Source organism: Edaphobacter sp., from assembly GCF_028283685.1.
In the GTDB taxonomy this organism is placed as follows: Bacteria; Acidobacteriota; Terriglobia; order Terriglobales; family Acidobacteriaceae; genus Edaphobacter.
In genome coordinates this window covers 270,291-284,074 of record NZ_JAPWKF010000004.1, presented here as the reverse complement: position 1 = coordinate 284,074, position 13,784 = coordinate 270,291, and the positions used below count along the sequence as shown (strand labels likewise).

The 13,784-nt window shown below is 57.7% G+C and carries 23 protein-coding genes and 1 pseudogene; all 24 read right to left on the bottom strand.

Annotated features, from left to right (window positions below):
* Window positions 1-71 precede the first annotated feature (71 nt).
* Window positions 72-419, bottom strand: a pseudogene (gene rplQ / locus PW789_RS06210) (50S ribosomal protein L17); the annotation flags it as partial.
* 110 nt (window positions 420-529) lie between these two features.
* Window positions 530-1,624, bottom strand: coding sequence for a DNA-directed RNA polymerase subunit alpha (locus tag PW789_RS06205; RefSeq protein ID WP_299373038.1), 1,095 nt, complete (start codon window positions 1,622-1,624; stop codon window positions 530-532).
* A 147-nt stretch (window positions 1,625-1,771) separates the two neighbouring features.
* Window positions 1,772-2,404: a 30S ribosomal protein S4 gene (rpsD, locus tag PW789_RS06200; protein ID WP_299373035.1), complete on the bottom strand. Its 633-nt coding sequence runs from the start codon at window positions 2,402-2,404 to the stop codon at window positions 1,772-1,774.
* Window positions 2,405-2,539: 135 nt separating this feature from the next.
* Window positions 2,540-2,959, bottom strand: coding sequence for a 30S ribosomal protein S11 (gene rpsK / locus PW789_RS06195; protein ID WP_299373032.1), 420 nt, complete (start codon window positions 2,957-2,959; stop codon window positions 2,540-2,542).
* 3 nt (window positions 2,960-2,962) lie between these two features.
* The gene (gene rpsM, locus PW789_RS06190; protein WP_299373029.1) at window positions 2,963-3,343 is read right to left on the bottom strand and encodes a 30S ribosomal protein S13; all 381 of its coding nucleotides are present in this window, start codon (window positions 3,341-3,343) and stop codon (window positions 2,963-2,965) included.
* A gap of 151 nt (window positions 3,344-3,494) precedes the next feature.
* Window positions 3,495-3,608 carry a 50S ribosomal protein L36 gene (gene rpmJ, locus PW789_RS06185; protein WP_013581269.1) on the bottom strand — a complete coding sequence of 38 codons (114 nt, stop codon included), beginning with the start codon at window positions 3,606-3,608 and terminating at the stop codon, window positions 3,495-3,497.
* Between the two features lie 130 nt (window positions 3,609-3,738).
* Window positions 3,739-3,957 carry a translation initiation factor IF-1 gene (infA, locus tag PW789_RS06180; RefSeq protein ID WP_035352293.1) on the bottom strand — a complete coding sequence of 73 codons (219 nt, stop codon included), beginning with the start codon at window positions 3,955-3,957 and terminating at the stop codon, window positions 3,739-3,741.
* 91 nt (window positions 3,958-4,048) lie between these two features.
* The gene (gene map, locus PW789_RS06175) at window positions 4,049-4,798 is read right to left on the bottom strand and encodes a type I methionyl aminopeptidase (protein WP_299373015.1); all 750 of its coding nucleotides are present in this window, start codon (window positions 4,796-4,798) and stop codon (window positions 4,049-4,051) included.
* Window positions 4,799-4,803: 5 nt separating this feature from the next.
* A complete protein-coding gene (locus tag PW789_RS06170; protein WP_367182483.1) occupies window positions 4,804-5,544 on the bottom strand; it encodes an adenylate kinase in 741 nt (246 codons plus the stop codon).
* A gap of 4 nt (window positions 5,545-5,548) precedes the next feature.
* Window positions 5,549-6,961 carry a preprotein translocase subunit SecY gene (secY, locus tag PW789_RS06165; RefSeq protein ID WP_299373013.1) on the bottom strand — a complete coding sequence of 471 codons (1,413 nt, stop codon included), beginning with the start codon at window positions 6,959-6,961 and terminating at the stop codon, window positions 5,549-5,551.
* Between the two features lie 100 nt (window positions 6,962-7,061).
* On the bottom strand, window positions 7,062-7,523 hold the full coding sequence (gene rplO, locus PW789_RS06160; protein ID WP_299373011.1) for a 50S ribosomal protein L15: 462 nt from the start codon (window positions 7,521-7,523) through the stop codon (window positions 7,062-7,064).
* 92 nt (window positions 7,524-7,615) lie between these two features.
* A complete protein-coding gene (gene rpmD, locus PW789_RS06155) occupies window positions 7,616-7,804 on the bottom strand; it encodes a 50S ribosomal protein L30 (RefSeq protein WP_299373008.1) in 189 nt (62 codons plus the stop codon).
* Window positions 7,805-7,844: 40 nt separating this feature from the next.
* Window positions 7,845-8,351, bottom strand: coding sequence for a 30S ribosomal protein S5 (gene rpsE, locus PW789_RS06150; RefSeq protein ID WP_299373005.1), 507 nt, complete (start codon window positions 8,349-8,351; stop codon window positions 7,845-7,847).
* Window positions 8,352-8,405: 54 nt separating this feature from the next.
* A complete protein-coding gene (gene rplR, locus PW789_RS06145; protein WP_299373002.1) occupies window positions 8,406-8,771 on the bottom strand; it encodes a 50S ribosomal protein L18 in 366 nt (121 codons plus the stop codon).
* 165 nt (window positions 8,772-8,936) lie between these two features.
* Entirely contained in the window at window positions 8,937-9,476 is a 540-nt protein-coding gene (rplF, locus tag PW789_RS06140; protein ID WP_299372999.1) for a 50S ribosomal protein L6, read from the bottom strand.
* 128 nt (window positions 9,477-9,604) lie between these two features.
* On the bottom strand, window positions 9,605-10,003 hold the full coding sequence (gene rpsH, locus PW789_RS06135) for a 30S ribosomal protein S8 (RefSeq protein ID WP_299372995.1): 399 nt from the start codon (window positions 10,001-10,003) through the stop codon (window positions 9,605-9,607).
* Window positions 10,004-10,214: 211 nt separating this feature from the next.
* The gene (locus PW789_RS06130) at window positions 10,215-10,400 is read right to left on the bottom strand and encodes a type Z 30S ribosomal protein S14 (RefSeq protein ID WP_299372992.1); all 186 of its coding nucleotides are present in this window, start codon (window positions 10,398-10,400) and stop codon (window positions 10,215-10,217) included.
* Window positions 10,401-10,469: 69 nt separating this feature from the next.
* A complete protein-coding gene (gene rplE, locus PW789_RS06125) occupies window positions 10,470-11,018 on the bottom strand; it encodes a 50S ribosomal protein L5 (protein WP_299372988.1) in 549 nt (182 codons plus the stop codon).
* An 86-nt stretch (window positions 11,019-11,104) separates the two neighbouring features.
* Window positions 11,105-11,425 (bottom strand): 50S ribosomal protein L24, encoded by a 321-nt coding sequence (rplX, locus tag PW789_RS06120; RefSeq protein ID WP_299373534.1) that lies wholly within the window; start codon window positions 11,423-11,425, stop codon window positions 11,105-11,107.
* Between the two features lie 89 nt (window positions 11,426-11,514).
* Window positions 11,515-11,886, bottom strand: a complete 372-nt coding sequence (gene rplN, locus PW789_RS06115; protein ID WP_299372985.1) for a 50S ribosomal protein L14 — start codon at window positions 11,884-11,886, stop codon at window positions 11,515-11,517.
* Window positions 11,887-11,992: 106 nt separating this feature from the next.
* Window positions 11,993-12,319: a 30S ribosomal protein S17 gene (gene rpsQ, locus PW789_RS06110; RefSeq protein WP_299372983.1), complete on the bottom strand. Its 327-nt coding sequence runs from the start codon at window positions 12,317-12,319 to the stop codon at window positions 11,993-11,995.
* Window positions 12,320-12,322: 3 nt separating this feature from the next.
* The gene (rpmC, locus tag PW789_RS06105; protein WP_299372980.1) at window positions 12,323-12,583 is read right to left on the bottom strand and encodes a 50S ribosomal protein L29; all 261 of its coding nucleotides are present in this window, start codon (window positions 12,581-12,583) and stop codon (window positions 12,323-12,325) included.
* 25 nt (window positions 12,584-12,608) lie between these two features.
* Window positions 12,609-13,043, bottom strand: coding sequence for a 50S ribosomal protein L16 (gene rplP / locus PW789_RS06100; RefSeq protein WP_299372977.1), 435 nt, complete (start codon window positions 13,041-13,043; stop codon window positions 12,609-12,611).
* A gap of 66 nt (window positions 13,044-13,109) precedes the next feature.
* Complete coding sequence (rpsC, locus tag PW789_RS06095; RefSeq protein ID WP_299372974.1) at window positions 13,110-13,784, bottom strand: 30S ribosomal protein S3; 675 nt, start codon at window positions 13,782-13,784, stop codon at window positions 13,110-13,112.

The window sequence follows — 13,784 nt, the reverse complement described above, 5'->3', positions numbered from 1 at the left end:
AGCTCTTCGCGCTTCTTCGTGCGAACCTCAGCGCGCTTCTGCGCCTTCTCGTTCAGCTCCTGCTCGGCGCCGAGCAGCTCAATGAAGGCCATCTCAGCGGCATCGCCCTTACGGGCGCCGGTGCGGGTCACGCGGGTGTAACCGCCGTTGCGCGAGCTGTAACGGGGGGCGACGACGGAGAAGAGACGGTCCACCGACTCGGGGGTCATCAGATAAGCCGCAGCCTGGCGGCGGGCATGGACGTCACCGCGCTTGCCGAGGGTGATCATCCGCTCGACCAGAGGCTTGGAGGCCTTGGCCTTGGTGATCGTTGTCTCGATGCGATCCATCAGCACGATGGAGGTGACGAGGTTACGCAGAGTTGCGCGGCGGTGGCTGGTGTTACGTCCTAGTTTGAATCCTGCATTGCGATGGCGCATGGTTTTGATCTCCTTCGGTGTGGAGCTGTGTCCCTACCGGATATTTAGGTGGTGCTGTTTTATGCGTGGAGCAGGATGTATTCGCATCCTGCTCCCGCAAAAATTATCGGTTAGAAGCTGTCGGTGTCGGCGGGAAGAGCGAGGTCGTCGTCCTCATCCTCGTCATCATCGTCGTCGAAGTGACCGAAGCTTGCGGCGAGCGTGGCGGCTGGCAGAACCGAAGTGGGACCGGGCTGCGGGTTGCCGTTCTCGTCGATCTTCATGCCGAGCGAAAGACCCATCTGAGCAAGGATCTCCTTGATCTCGTTCAGGCTCTTACGACCGAAGTTCTTGGTCTTCAGCATCTCGGCCTCGGTCTTCTGGATCAGCTCACCGATGGTCGCGATGTTGGCATTCTTGAGGCAGTTGTAGCTGCGAACCGAAAGCTCCAGTTCTTCGACCGAACGGTTCAGGTTCTCGTTGCGAACCGCGGGACCGTCGTGCAGAGCATCGTGCCCGGCCTCCATCTCCTCTTCGAAGTTGATGAAGATGGACATGTGGTCCTTGAGCAGCTTGGCCGAAAGCCCCAGTGCATCGGCGGGAAGCACCGTGCCATTGGTCCAGATCTCAAGCGTGAGCTTGTCGTAGTCGGTGATCTGACCGAGACGTGCAGCCTCAACCAGGTAGTTCACCTTGCGGACAGGCGAGTGGACACTGTCGACCGGGATAAAGCCCAGACCGAGGTCGGCGTCGAAGTTCTTGTCGGCAGAGATGTAGCCACGGCCGCGCTTCAAGCGCATCTCCATGTCGATCTTGCCACCCTCGGAGACGGTGCAGATGTACACGTCCTTATCGAGGATCTCGACGTCGCCGTCGGCTTCGATCGAACCCGAAGTTACAACGCCAGCCGAGTCAGCGCGCAGGTAGAGGGCCTTGGGGCCGTCTCCGTTCAGCTTGAACGGGATCTGCTTGAGGTTAAGAATGATGTCGGTTGCGTCTTCAACAACTCCAGCGATCGACTGAAACTCGTGCAGAACACCCTCGATGCGAACCGCGGTCACGGCCGCGCCCTCGATGGACGAGAGCAGGGTACGACGAAGGGCGTTGCCGATGGTGGTACCGAAGCCGCGCTCAAAGGGCTGTGCGCTGAACTTGCCGTACTTCTCGGTGAGGGTTTCACTGTCGACTGCGAGACGCTTGGGCTTTTGGAATCCTCTCCAAAGCATGTGTTTCTCCTTTATCCGTCCTAGCCGCGAAGCACTCTGCGGTCCGGCGGGTGGTTCTGCTGCCGTTTAGGTTGTAAGGCGCCAGATGCTGGGCGACTTTGTACTGCCGGCCTGGACGGTGAAGTCCAAGCCGGCAGCGAAGTTCGATTACTTGCTGTAAAGTTCGACGATCAGCTGCTCGTTGACCGGGAGATGGATCTCTTCGCGCTTGGGCAGCGAGAGAATCTTGCCCGACAGATTGTCGCGGTTGATGTCGATCCAGGTAACGGAATGCTGTCCGCTGGCGAAGTTCTTCGCCTCTTCCAGCAGAACGATCTGCTTGGAAGCCTCACGGATTGCAATCTCGTCTCCAACCTTGCACTGGAAGGACGGGATGTTGACCTTGCGGCCGTTGACCTGAAGGTGTCCGTGACGAACCAGCTGACGGGCCTGACGGCGGCTCTGCGCAAAGCCGAGGCGGTAGGCGACGTTGTCGAGACGGGTCTCGAGCTGCTGCAGGAGCAGTTCGCCTGTGACGCCGGTCTTGTTCGAAGCCTTCTCATAGTAAGCGCGGAACTGACCTTCGAGGGTGAAGTAGATGCGCTTCGCCTTCTGCTTCTCACGCAGCTGAAGACCGTAGCCTACGACCTTCTTCTGCTTCTTGGACTGACCGTGCTGGCCAGGGGGGAAGTTGCGCTTCTCAACGGGGCACTTCTCGGTAAAGCACTTGGCTCCCTTGAGGAAGAGCTTGGTGCCGTCGCGACGGCAAAGACGGCAAACGGGTCCTGTATAACGTGCCATGACTTTCTATCTCCTGACTGCGGATGTCGATCGTTTTACGCGCTGGCTGCGCTTCATCACGATCCTGTTGAATTGTGTTTTTCTTGCGTCCGTTCTCAATGGTTAGCAGCTGAGAACGGACGCAAGAGAGATGAGTTATACGCGGCGGCGCTTGGGAGGACGGCAGCCGTTGTGCGGGATCGGTGTGACGTCGCGGATCGAGCGAACCTCGATGCCGGCCGAAGCAAGCGCACGGATGGCCGACTCACGGCCCGAACCGGGGCCAGAGACGCGCACATCGACAGAACGCAGGCCATGCTCGCGGGCGGAGTTGGCGGCGCCAACTGCAGCCTGCTGAGCAGCAAACGGGGTTCCCTTACGCGAACCACGGAAGCCGAGCGAACCCGAGCTCTTCCAGCTGAGCGTGTTGCCCGTCTGGTCGGTGATGGTGACGATGGTGTTGTTGAACGAAGCCTGGATAAAGACCAGACCGTACGGAACGTTTTTCCGCTCGCGCTTCTTGAACTTCTTATTCTTGCCAGCCTTGCTGGAAGTCTTCTGCTGTGTCTTGGCCATGGCTTACTTCGTCACTTTCTTCTTACCAGCGACGGTGCCCTTACGCGGGCCCTTTCGGGTACGAGCGTTGGTGTGAGTGCGCTGGCCACGGACTGGAAGCGAGCGGCGGTGACGCAGACCACGGTACGACTGGATTTCAATGAGGCGCTTGATGTTGAGCGAGATTTCCTTGCGGAGGTCGCCCTCGATCTGGCCTTCCTGTTCAATGACGGTACGGATGCGGTTCAGCTGATCCTCGTCGAGCGTTGCGATCTTGACGAGGGGATCGATGTCCGCCTTCGCCAGGATCTTCGCAGCGCGCGAGTCGCCGATACCAAAGATATAAGTGAGTCCGATGCGTACCTGCTTGTTGTTCGGTACGTCGACTCCAGCAATACGTGCCATGAGGCGTCCTTATCGTTGGGCTCCGGAAGCTTCGCCACGGAGCAGGTTGATGGTTGCCGGCTAATGCCACAGGGTTCAACGCACGCCTTGAATTCGGCGAACTAGCCTTGTGGGGCCGTAGGAGCAGAGACGGAAGACCGTCTCCGGTTACTTATCCCTGACGCTGCTTGTGCTTGGCGTTCTCGCAGATAACACGAACGACGCCGCGGCGGTGGATCACCTTGCACTTGTCGCAGATCTTCTTTACTGACGCACGGACCTTCATTACTTCTCCTCAAACAGCCCCTAGCGTCTAACCCTGGCACGAGGCAAAGGCCGCACTAAGAGCGGATTCACTGTTTCCGATTGTTCTCAGCTTAAAAGCGCGAGGCTAATAGCTGGGATCTGCCTTTTGCCTACTTGTAGCGGTAGACAATGCGGCCACGGTTGAGATCGTAAGGGCTCAGCTCAATCGCAACCCTGTCGCCGGGGAGGATACGAATGAAGTTCTTACGCATACGTCCAGAGACGTGTGCCAGGGCCTGGTGCTTGTTTTCAAGCTCGACCTTGAACATCGCGTTGGGCAAGGTCTCGACGACCGTAGCCATTACCTCAATTGCATCTTCCTTCGACAAACGCTCTCCTTGTACTCAAGCGCACGGCAAGCCGCACGCAGCATCTCTTATAGTACCTCAAAATCGAAGATATTTTCGTTTTTAAGGATTTTTACCTTGTCAGAACCAGCGGTCCATCCTTGGTGATGGCCACGGTGTGCTCAAAGTGAGCGCTGTAGCTGCCATCGATCGTCACGGCCGTCCAGCCGTCCTTCAAGACCTTGACCTCGGGCCCACCGGCATTGATCATCGGCTCGATCGCCAGAACCATGCCAGCCTTCAGTCTTTGGCCCTTCCCGCGCGTCCCAAAGTTCGGAACCTGCGGATCTTCATGCATGCTGCGGCCGATGCCGTGCCCGACAAACTCCCGGACGACGCCAAAGCCAGCTGCCTCGCACATCTCCTGTACCGTCGCCGATATGTCGAACAGACGGCCGCCGACCTGACACTGCTCGATCGCGGCTTCCAGAGAAGCCTTCGTCACATCCAGCAGCTTCTGCGTCTGGGCGGAAGCCGTTCCAACGGCGTAAGTTACGGCTGCATCCGAGTAGAAACCATCGATAATCACGCCACAGTCGATCGAGAGAACATCGCCATCCTTCAGGACACGCTTCGCGTTCGGCATGCCGTGGACGACTTCCTCATTGATCGAAGTGCACAGTGCCGACGGATAACCGTGATAGCCCTTAAAGGCCGCCTTAGCGCCGAGTTCGGCGATCTTCGCCACCGCAATCTCTTCCAGATCCATGGTCGAGGCCCCAACGACGACATGGGGAGCCAGCGCATCATGCACCTGACGGAGAGCGATACCGGAGATCCTCATCTTTGCAATCTCGGCTGGAGTTTTAATCAAAATCGCCATTTCTTTTAATTCCCTGCCTGACGCAGCTGCTCGAGCGCTTCTCGAATCGATTCCGTGACAGCCTCGACATCTCGGTCACCGTCGATCTCACGAAAGCGGCCCTGCTTGCCGTAGTGCTCAATGACTGGAGCTGTCAGAGAGTGATAGGCCTTCATGCGTTCTGTAAAAGCTGCCTCGGTATCGTCGGAACGCTGCTGCAGTGCTGTCCCATCCACATCGCAGATGCCTTCCTGCTGCGGCGCCTTAAAGTACACATTGTAGATGTGTTTGCACTTGCCGCAGATACGACGGCCCGTGATGCGCTTGAGGAGAACCTGCTCGTCAACCTTGATATTGATGGCAACGAGAGGAAGTGCCACTGCGCCTGCACTCTCTTCAAGCCCTTCAAGATGAGCGTCCAGCCACTCCGCCTGACCCAACGTACGCGGATAGCCGTCCAGGATATAACCGCGCTGGACATCCCTCTGCGAGAGACGGGCTCCAACCATGTCGTTGACCATATCATCAGGCACGAGCTGGCCGTTGTCCATCAGCCCCTTCGCCGCCTTGCCAAGATCAGTTCCGCGCGCGATGTTATCGCGCAGGATGTCACCGGTAGAGATCTGCGGGATGCCGTAACCGGCCATCAGCAGTTGCGCCTGCGTACCCTTCCCCACTCCGGGGGCGCCCAGAAGAAGAACCGGCCCGGGCAGAAAGGTATCTGCCTGGGCCGGGGAATGATTCGATTCCTGTGTCAACGTTGCCACTTTCCTACCAGCTCTTGCGCCCACGGATGCGGCCGCTCTTGGGAGTGAAGCCGTCATAGTGGCGCATGATGAGTTGCGATTCCACCTGCTGCACGGTATCCATCGCAACACCGACGACGATCAGCAGCGAGGTGCCGCCGAAGTAGAAGGTTACGCCAAGTCCGTTGGTCATCCAGCTGGGGAGCTTGTCAAAGACCGGGCCAATCAGCCAGAGATGATTGAAGTGAATGCCGCTGATGATCAGCTGAGGAATCAGAGAGATGATGATCAGGTACAGCGCACCGACCAGTGTGATGCGGGTCAGGATGTCGTTGATGAAGTCCGCCGTACGCTTGCCAGGACGAATGCCGGGAATAAAGCCGCCGTACTTGCGCATGTTGTCAGCGATGTCATCGGGACGGAAGACGATCGAGATGTAGAAGTAAGCGAAGAAGATGATCGCCACGATGTAGAGAAGCTCGTACCACGGCTCACCGGGAGCCAGATTGCGAATAATCGGGCCAAAGAAGGCTGTATCGCGCAGAGGAGCGCTACCGAAGAAGCTCATACCGGCGAACAGCAACGGAGCCGACAGAATCGAGCTGGCAAAGATGACCGGCATCACGCCACCGGAGTTCACCTTCAGCGGAAGATGGGTGGACTGTCCGCCCATCATGCGACGACCGACGATCCGCTTGGCGTACTGCACCGGGATGCGGCGCTCTGAACGCTCTACGTAGACAATGAACGCAACGACGGCGATCATGCCTGCGATCAGAATGGCAACCGCAACGGGAGTAAAGGTTCCCCAAGCGTTGGTCTTGATCTTGTCGTATAGCTCTTCGATGCCCTTCGGCAGACCGACCACAATACCGGTGAAGATCAGCAGTGACATACCGTTGCCGATACCGCGCTCGGTGATCTGCTCACCCAGCCACATGATGAAGGCGGTTCCAGCAGTCAGCGTCAAAACGCACAGCGGAATAAAGGCCATGCGCGGGATCGTCACCATCGACGAACCGGTGGAGGTGTTGGTAAGGGTCAGCGCAATCGTGAACGACTGGACGATACCAAGAAGTACCGTGACATAACGAGTCCACTGCGTAATCTTCCGGCGGCCGAGTTCGCCTTCCTTCTGCAACTTCGCCAGCGGCTCATAGATCACAGTCAGAAGCTGGAAGATGATCGACGCCGTAATGTACGGCATGATGCCGAGGGCGAAGATCGTCAGCTTACGCAGATTTCCGCCCGAGAACAGATCGACCAGTCCGAGTGCCGAGCCAGAGTTCTGATTGAAGAACTCGGAGAGCATCTGACCGTTAATGCCAGGGGTGGGAATGTGCGATCCAAGGCGATAGACGGCCAACATACCCAGCGTAAACATAACGCGCTTGCGGAGGTCTGGGATACGGAAGATGTTTGCGAACTTGTCGAACATCGGAGAGCGAAACCTCAAAGGGGAAACGGAATGGTTCTGGTGAAACGGCAGGCGAGGGACTCATCCCTCGCCTGACTGGATTCTACATGCCGCGCGACATCTAGCCGATCAGGATCGCCTTGCCACCAGCCTTCTCGATCGCCTCCTGGGCGGTCTTCGAAAACTTGTGGGCATGGACGGTAATGGCAACCTTGATCTCGCCATTGTTCAGAACCTTGATCAGGCCGTTCCGCTTGCGCAGCAGGCCGAGCGCGACGATCTTCTCGAGCGTGAACTCGGTCTCGTTCGAAGCAGCGTTGATCTCAGCGATGCGGTCGAGGCCAAGCACGGTGTACTCGGTACGGAAGATGTTGGTGAAGCCACGCTTCGGAAGGCGGCGGTGCAGCGGCATCTGGCCGCCTTCGAAACCGCGCATGAGCGAGGAACCCGAGCGCGAGCCCTGACCCTTGTGACCGCGGGTCGAGGTCTTACCCATGCCCGAACCCATACCGCGGCCGACACGCTTCTTATTACGATTGGCCTTTGCAGGGGCCTTCAGATTGGAAAGATTACGAATTGCCATGTTTTCCTCGCTATAACGCCGGGAGCTTAGCTACCGACTCGCATTTTGTGACAGATCCGGAGATCTGTCGATTAAGAATCGAACGCTCTTCCCTACTCGACGATACGGACGAGATGGGGGATCTTCGCGACCATGCCGCGGATCGACGGGGTGTCTTCTCGCTCAACGACCTGGTTCAGTCTGGTGAAGCCGAGGCCCTTGACGACGAGCTTGTGCTTCTCCGGCGTGGCGATCTTCGAGCGGAAGTACTGCAACTTGATTGTGGCTTTGGTTTCGGCCATCGCTAAAACTCCTCTTACACTTCTTCTTCAAAAACGTTGCTTAGAGCTCATCTTCGGACTTACCGCGCAGGGCCGCAACCTCAGCCTTGTTACGGAGCTGGGTGAGAGCGTCGAAGGTAGCCTTGATAACGTTGTGCGGATTCTTGGTGCCGATGGACTTGGTGAGAACATTCTGCACGCCGGCCGAGGTCATCACAGCACGAACCGTACCACCTGCGATCACACCAGTACCCTCGGGAGCCGGCTTCAGCATGACCTGCCCAGCGCCGTAGTGGCCAAGCACCTGGTGCGGGATCGAGGTATCGGTGAGATTGATCTTAAAGAGGTTCTTCTTGGCTGCCTCAATACCCTTACGGATAGCCTGCGGAACTTCCTTCGCCTTGCCGGAGCCGTAGCCCACGACACCCTCAGCCGGGTCGCCTATGACGACCAGGGCCGCGAATGACATGTTCTTACCACCCTTGACGACCTTGGTGACGCGGTTGATGCTGACCACCTGATCCTTCAGGTTGAGCTTGTTCGCGTCGATCTTTTTCTTTGTCACCATAATGTCTTATCCAGCTTTCTGGCTGCTCGATCAGGAGCGCCGTTCAAGAAACTCTTAGAACTCCAGCCCGGCTTCGCGCGCAGCGTCAGCCAGGGCCTTGATGCGGCCGTGATAGAGATAGCCACCGCGATCGAAGACCACCTTCTTGACGCCCTTAGCCTGAGCGCGCTCGGCGATCAACTTGCCAACCTCAACAGCGGCAGCGACGTTTCCGCCAACCTTCTTCTCCTCACCCTTCTTGGCGAGAGTCGAGGCCGAAGCGATCGTGACGCCGTTGGCGTCGTCGATCAACTGCGTGTAGATGTGGTCCAGCGAACGGTAGACATTGAGACGCGGGCGCTCTGAGGTTCCGGAGAGCTTCTCGCGGATACGCGTGTGAACGCGCTTGCGGATAACATCGCGCTTACGAGGAGTAATCATAGTTTGTTTCCTTCCTAACAGCGTCGCCAGCATACCGGCGACGTTCGGCTTTGTACTTCCATACAGGGAACAGGGGCCAGAGGCGGACTTCAAAGCTTCCTCAACCGGCTGGGGCACTTATCGATCCAGCCTCCGGCACCTAACTTGCGGCTTTAATTCCGGGCCTTACTTAGCGCCCGTCTTGCCAACCTTCTTCTTCAGCTTCTCGCCGGTGTAGCGAACGCCCTTGTTCTTATACGGATCGGGCTTACGCAGCGAGCGCATATCAGCGGCGACCTGGCCAACCTTCTGGCGGTCAATACCGGAGACTGTGACATGAGTCTGTTTCGGGTCGATGGCAACATCGATACCCGTGGGCAGCGGGAACTCAATCGGATGCGAGTAGCCGAGCGTGAAGACAACCATGCTCTTACCCTTCATCTCGACGCGGTATCCGATACCAACAACGTCGAGCTCCTTCGTCCATCCTGCCGTGACACCCTGAACAGCGTTGAACACGAGAGCGCGCGCGAGGCCATGAAAGGCCGCATACTTGTCGCTTTCACGCTCTGCGTGGATGGCGCCATCCCTCTCCACCAGCGAGATACCCGCAGGCAGAAGAGCATTGACCTTCCCCTTGGGGCCTTCAACCAGAACTGTGTTTCCGTTCACGGTGTACTTGACACCTGCTGGAACGGGAATCGGCTTCTTGCCAATACGTGACATCGTGAATTTCCTTTATCTGGCTTGCGAGTCGCGAAGCTAATCAATCATCGATCAGAATTCGTTCCACTGCAGCCGGTGGGCGAACCGCCCGTACTACAAATATCAATCTCGTGACACGAGGCCCGGAACTACCAGACTTCGCAGAGGATCTCACCGCCAACGCCTTCGCGGCGAGCCTGACGGCCGGTCATGACACCCTTCGGGGTGGTCATGATCGAGATACCCAAACCGCCCTGAACGCGGCGAATCTCGTCGCGGCCAACATACACGCGGCAACCTGGACGCGAGACGCGCTGCAGATCACGAATAGCGGCCTCGTTGTTGACACCGTACTTCAGATACACGCGGATGACGCGCAGTCCGTTTTCCTCGGTCGCCTTGTAATTGGAGATATACCCCTCGTCCTTCAGGATGCGGGCGATCTCGGCCTTCAGCTTCGAAGCAGGTACGTCCAGCTTCTGGTGGCGGGCGCGGATGGAGTTGCGGATACGGGTCAGAAAGTCTGCTACTGGATCAGTGAGGTTCATTCAATCTCCTTCATCTCCCGTTCGCTCGCAGACATAGTCATGCGAGAACCAGCAAAGATGTTGTATTGCCTTTGTCTGTTTTACGTTCCAGACGTCTGCACTCTAGGCTTTCGCTTGAATGAGGTCTCTGGATCGTGCGTTCGGGCATAAATTACCGAGCGCTGTAGTGGAAATAGTATAGCAGGTTACCCTGCCAGGCTCATGTGCCTTTTTACCAGCTCGACTTCACAACGCCCGGAATCTCTCCCTTGAGAGCGAGCGAACGGAAGCAGAGACGGCAGACGCCAAACTTACGAAGGAAGGCGCGGGGACGACCGCAGAGCTGGCAGCGGTTGTGCTTGCGGGACTTGAACTTCGGCGTTTTTGCATCTTTGACGCGCTTTGCAGTAGTAGACATAACCTTTACTCTCTATCCTTCTAAACACTAAACAGTTGGAGGCCCCGGTTACTCCGGGGCCGAATCCAGTTACGCTCCCTGACGGAAAGGCATACCGAAGCCCCGAAGGAGTGCGCGTGCGCCATTGTCGTCGTGGGCTGTCGTCACGATAGTGACGTTCATACCCTTGGTCTTGTCGACCTTCGCATAGTCGATTTCGGCGAAGATCAGCTGGTCGCGCAGACCGAGCGTGTAGTTACCGCGACCGTCGAAGCTCTTCGACGAGACACCGCGGAAGTCACGAACGCGCGGAAGCGCGATCGAGATCAGGCGATCCAGGAACTCGTACATCGCATCGCCGCGCAGGGTGACCATCGCTCCGATAGGCATGCCTTCGCGAACCTTGAAGGCAGCGATCGACTTCTTTGCCTTGGTTGTCACGGGCTTCTGACCGGTGATGGCAGCAAGATCGGCCACAAGCGGATCCATGATCTTAACGTTCTGGGTCGCTTCGCCCAGACCCATGTTGACGACGATCTTCTCCAGCTTCGGAATCGCCATCACGTTCTCGATGTTGAGTTCCTTGCCAAGAGCCAGCTTGATCTCTTTTTCGTACTTCTCTCTAAAGCGTGACGCCATTTCTTTTCTTCGCTTTCTCCACGGCTCCGGGTTGGCAAATGCCGTCTACCGTTTCGTGGGGTGAACCATATTGAACGACTTACAACTTACTTCTTCTTGTCAGCAATCGTGTTACCGCTTGCCTTCGAAACGCGAACCTTCTTGTCGCCCTCGATACGAGAGCCGATGCGGGTCTTGTTGCCCTCGCTGTCAACCAGCATCACATTCGAGATGTGAATCGGCAATTCCTGCTCCGCAATTCCGCCCTTGATGTTGCGCTGCGGGTTGGGCTTCACGTGCTTCTTGACCATCATCACGTGCTCGACCAGGACGCGCTGCTTTTCGGCGATGACGCGAAGAACGCGGCCGCGCTTGCCCTTATCCTTACCTGCGATGACCTCAACCGTATCGTTGCGCTTGATCTTGATGCCTGCCATATTTACCTCTCCTACCCTCGGCGATCTGTCGGAGCCGGAATCCGCTTGATGGCGCCGCCAGACTCTGCACGGCGCGAAAACTAGATAACTTCAGGCGCAAGCGAGACGATCTTGAGGAACTTCTTCTCGCGGAGCTCACGGGCGACTGGGCCGAAGACGCGGGTGCCAACTGGCTCCATCGCATCATTGATCACAACCGCTGCATTCTGATCGAAGCGGATGTAGGTTCCGTCCCTGCGGCGATACTCCTTGCGCGTGCGCACGATCACAGCCTTGACGACCTTGCCCTTCTTGACCGTTCCGTCCGGCGAGGCCTCTTTGACCGCAGCCGTGACGACGTCGCCCAGGCCGGCCTTTTTGCCGAGACCGCCACCGAGGGGCAGGATCACCTGCAGCTTGCGTGCGCCAGAGTTATCGGCCACGTCAAGGATTGTTCTCATCTGTACTGACATCGTTCGTCTCCTGGTGATATGGCCGGGGGCTTCTCTCCCCCGTTATCCTATCCAACTCGTCTCCGCAGATCTTTTTATCGTTCCGAGGAACAGTCTGCGGCGAAACCTACTTCGTCTCGGCGGCCTTCTCTTCGGCCAGCGCGAGCGAGCTGCGGCGGACGATCTCTTCAAGCGACCAGCGCTTCAGCTTCGACAGCGGACGGGCCTCGCGAATGCGGACGACGTCGCCGACGCGAGCCGAGTTCTGCTCGTCATGCGCGTAGAACTTCTTGTTCGACTTCATGACACGCTTGTACTTGGGGTGAGCCTTGCGCATCTCGATCTCGACGACGATCGTCTTCTGCATCTTGGTCGAGACGACCAGACCAACCTTCTCATTACGGCGGGAGGCGGTCTGCTCGGCGGCTTCAGTCTTGTTTGTGATCTCTGCCATGGCTTAGTCCTTCTTTGCTTTCTTGCGAGTGCTCTTCTTGGGAGCTTCTACAGCCACGGGTGCGGGCTTGGCGAGGCTGAGCTCACGCTCGCGGGCGACAGTCTTGATGCGAGCGACGTCCAGCTTGAGTGCGCGCAGCTTCTTGATGCCCTCGGTGTTTCCGAGGCTCTGCTGGAAGCGGATGCGGAACAGCTGCTCGGCAGCTTTAGTCTGCTCGCCCTTGAGCTCTTCGTCACTGAGGTTGCGAATCTTATCGAGTTCCATGTCTCTTATCCTTCAACGAATCTTCTTACTTGGCGGCAGTCGTGGCGACCACGTCGTGACGCTGAACGAAGGTCGTCTTGAGCGGAAGCTTATGGGCGGCAAGGCGCATCGCCTCTTTCGCCATCTCCGGGTTGACGCCTTCCATCTCGAACAGAATCCTTCCGGGGCGAACGACGCAGACCCAGTGATCGGGAGCGCCCTTACCCTTACCCATACGGGTTTCGGCAGGCTTCTTGGTAATCGGCTTGTCCGGGAACAAACGCAGCCAGACTTTGCCGCCACGCTTGATGAAACGAGTCATCGCGATACGGCTGGCCTCGATTTGGCGGTCTGTAATATAACCGCACTCCAGGACCTTAAGGCCGTAGTCGCCGAACGAAAGATCGGAGCCGCGCCACGCCTTGCCGGTCATACGGCCGCGCTGCTGCTTGCGATACTTCACCTTCTTTGGCAATAACATAACGAAACCCCTAGCTTTCAGCTGCCCGCCCCGGCGGTACCGGAGCGAGCTTGATTCAAACTTCGTTTACGAGGCGAAGACGCCCGTCGTCGTACCCTGCTCGCGGCGACGCTTCTGCTCGTAGATATCTCCGCGATAGACCCAGGTCTTGACGCCGATAATGCCGTAGGTGGTATGTGCCTCGGCGAAACCGTAGTCGATGTCGGCGCGCAGCGTGTGCAGCGGCAGACGGCCCTGGAGATACCACTCCGAACGCGCGATCTCGTTGCCATTCAAACGGCCGGAGACGCGGACCTTGATGCCCTTGCAACCGAAACGCAGCGCCGAGTCAACCGACTTACGCATCGCACGACGGAAGCTGACGCGCTTTTCGAGCTGCAGTGCGATATTCTCGGCCACCAGCTGAGCGTCAAGCTCCGGCTTGTTCACCTCAAGGATGTCGATGAACACCTCGCGGTTAGTGCGCTTCTGGATGTCAGCCTTGAGCTTGTCGATCTCAGCACCCTTGCGGCCGATGATGATACCCGGGCGCGCCGTGCGGATGATCAGGCGAAGCTTGTTGCCGGGGCGCTCCACCTCGACCGAGCTCACGCCAGCAGCCTTAAGCTTCTCGCGCAGTTCGGCCTTCAGCTTGACGTCCTCAACCAGCAGCTTGTCATAGCCGCGCTCGACAAACCAGCGCGACTTCCACGGCTTGTTTACGCCGAGGCGAAACCCATACGGATGGACTTTCTGTCCCAT

Excerpts from the sequence above, each read along its gene's own strand:
- rplE (WP_299372988.1), bottom strand. The coding sequence starts at position 11,018 with ATGGCGTCACGCTTTAGAGAGAAGTACGAAAAAGAGATCAAGCTGGCT.
- rpsE (WP_299373005.1), bottom strand. The coding sequence starts at position 8,351 with ATGGTGACAAAGAAAAAGATCGACGCGAACAAGCTCAACCTGAAGGAT.
- PW789_RS06130 (WP_299372992.1), bottom strand. The coding sequence starts at position 10,400 with ATGTCTACTACTGCAAAGCGCGTCAAAGATGCAAAAACGCCGAAGTTC.
- rplO (WP_299373011.1), bottom strand. The coding sequence starts at position 7,523 with ATGGCAATTCGTAATCTTTCCAATCTGAAGGCCCCTGCAAAGGCCAAT.
- rpsK (WP_299373032.1), bottom strand. The coding sequence starts at position 2,959 with ATGGCCAAGACACAGCAGAAGACTTCCAGCAAGGCTGGCAAGAATAAG.
- rplN (WP_299372985.1), bottom strand. The coding sequence starts at position 11,886 with ATGTCAGTACAGATGAGAACAATCCTTGACGTGGCCGATAACTCTGGC.
- rplP (WP_299372977.1), bottom strand. The coding sequence starts at position 13,043 with ATGTTATTGCCAAAGAAGGTGAAGTATCGCAAGCAGCAGCGCGGCCGT.
- secY (WP_299373013.1), bottom strand. The coding sequence starts at position 6,961 with ATGTTCGACAAGTTCGCAAACATCTTCCGTATCCCAGACCTCCGCAAG.
- rplF (WP_299372999.1), bottom strand. The coding sequence starts at position 9,476 with ATGTCACGTATTGGCAAGAAGCCGATTCCCGTTCCAGCAGGTGTCAAG.
- rpmD (WP_299373008.1), bottom strand. The coding sequence starts at position 7,804 with ATGGCCGAAACCAAAGCCACAATCAAGTTGCAGTACTTCCGCTCGAAG.
- rpsC (WP_299372974.1), bottom strand. The coding sequence starts at position 13,784 with ATGGGACAGAAAGTCCATCCGTATGGGTTTCGCCTCGGCGTAAACAAG.
- rplR (WP_299373002.1), bottom strand. The coding sequence starts at position 8,771 with ATGATTACTCCTCGTAAGCGCGATGTTATCCGCAAGCGCGTTCACACG.
- rpsQ (WP_299372983.1), bottom strand. The coding sequence starts at position 12,319 with ATGGCAGAGATCACAAACAAGACTGAAGCCGCCGAGCAGACCGCCTCC.
- rpmC (WP_299372980.1), bottom strand. The coding sequence starts at position 12,583 with ATGGAACTCGATAAGATTCGCAACCTCAGTGACGAAGAGCTCAAGGGC.
- PW789_RS06205 (WP_299373038.1), bottom strand. The coding sequence starts at position 1,624 with ATGCTTTGGAGAGGATTCCAAAAGCCCAAGCGTCTCGCAGTCGACAGT.
- map (WP_299373015.1), bottom strand. The coding sequence starts at position 4,798 with ATGGCGATTTTGATTAAAACTCCAGCCGAGATTGCAAAGATGAGGATC.
- rpsH (WP_299372995.1), bottom strand. The coding sequence starts at position 10,003 with ATGAACCTCACTGATCCAGTAGCAGACTTTCTGACCCGTATCCGCAAC.
- rpsM (WP_299373029.1), bottom strand. The coding sequence starts at position 3,343 with ATGGCACGTATTGCTGGAGTCGACGTACCGAACAACAAGCAGGTACGC.
- rpmJ (WP_013581269.1), bottom strand. The coding sequence starts at position 3,608 with ATGAAGGTCCGTGCGTCAGTAAAGAAGATCTGCGACAAGTGCAAGGTG.
- rpsD (WP_299373035.1), bottom strand. The coding sequence starts at position 2,404 with ATGGCACGTTATACAGGACCCGTTTGCCGTCTTTGCCGTCGCGACGGC.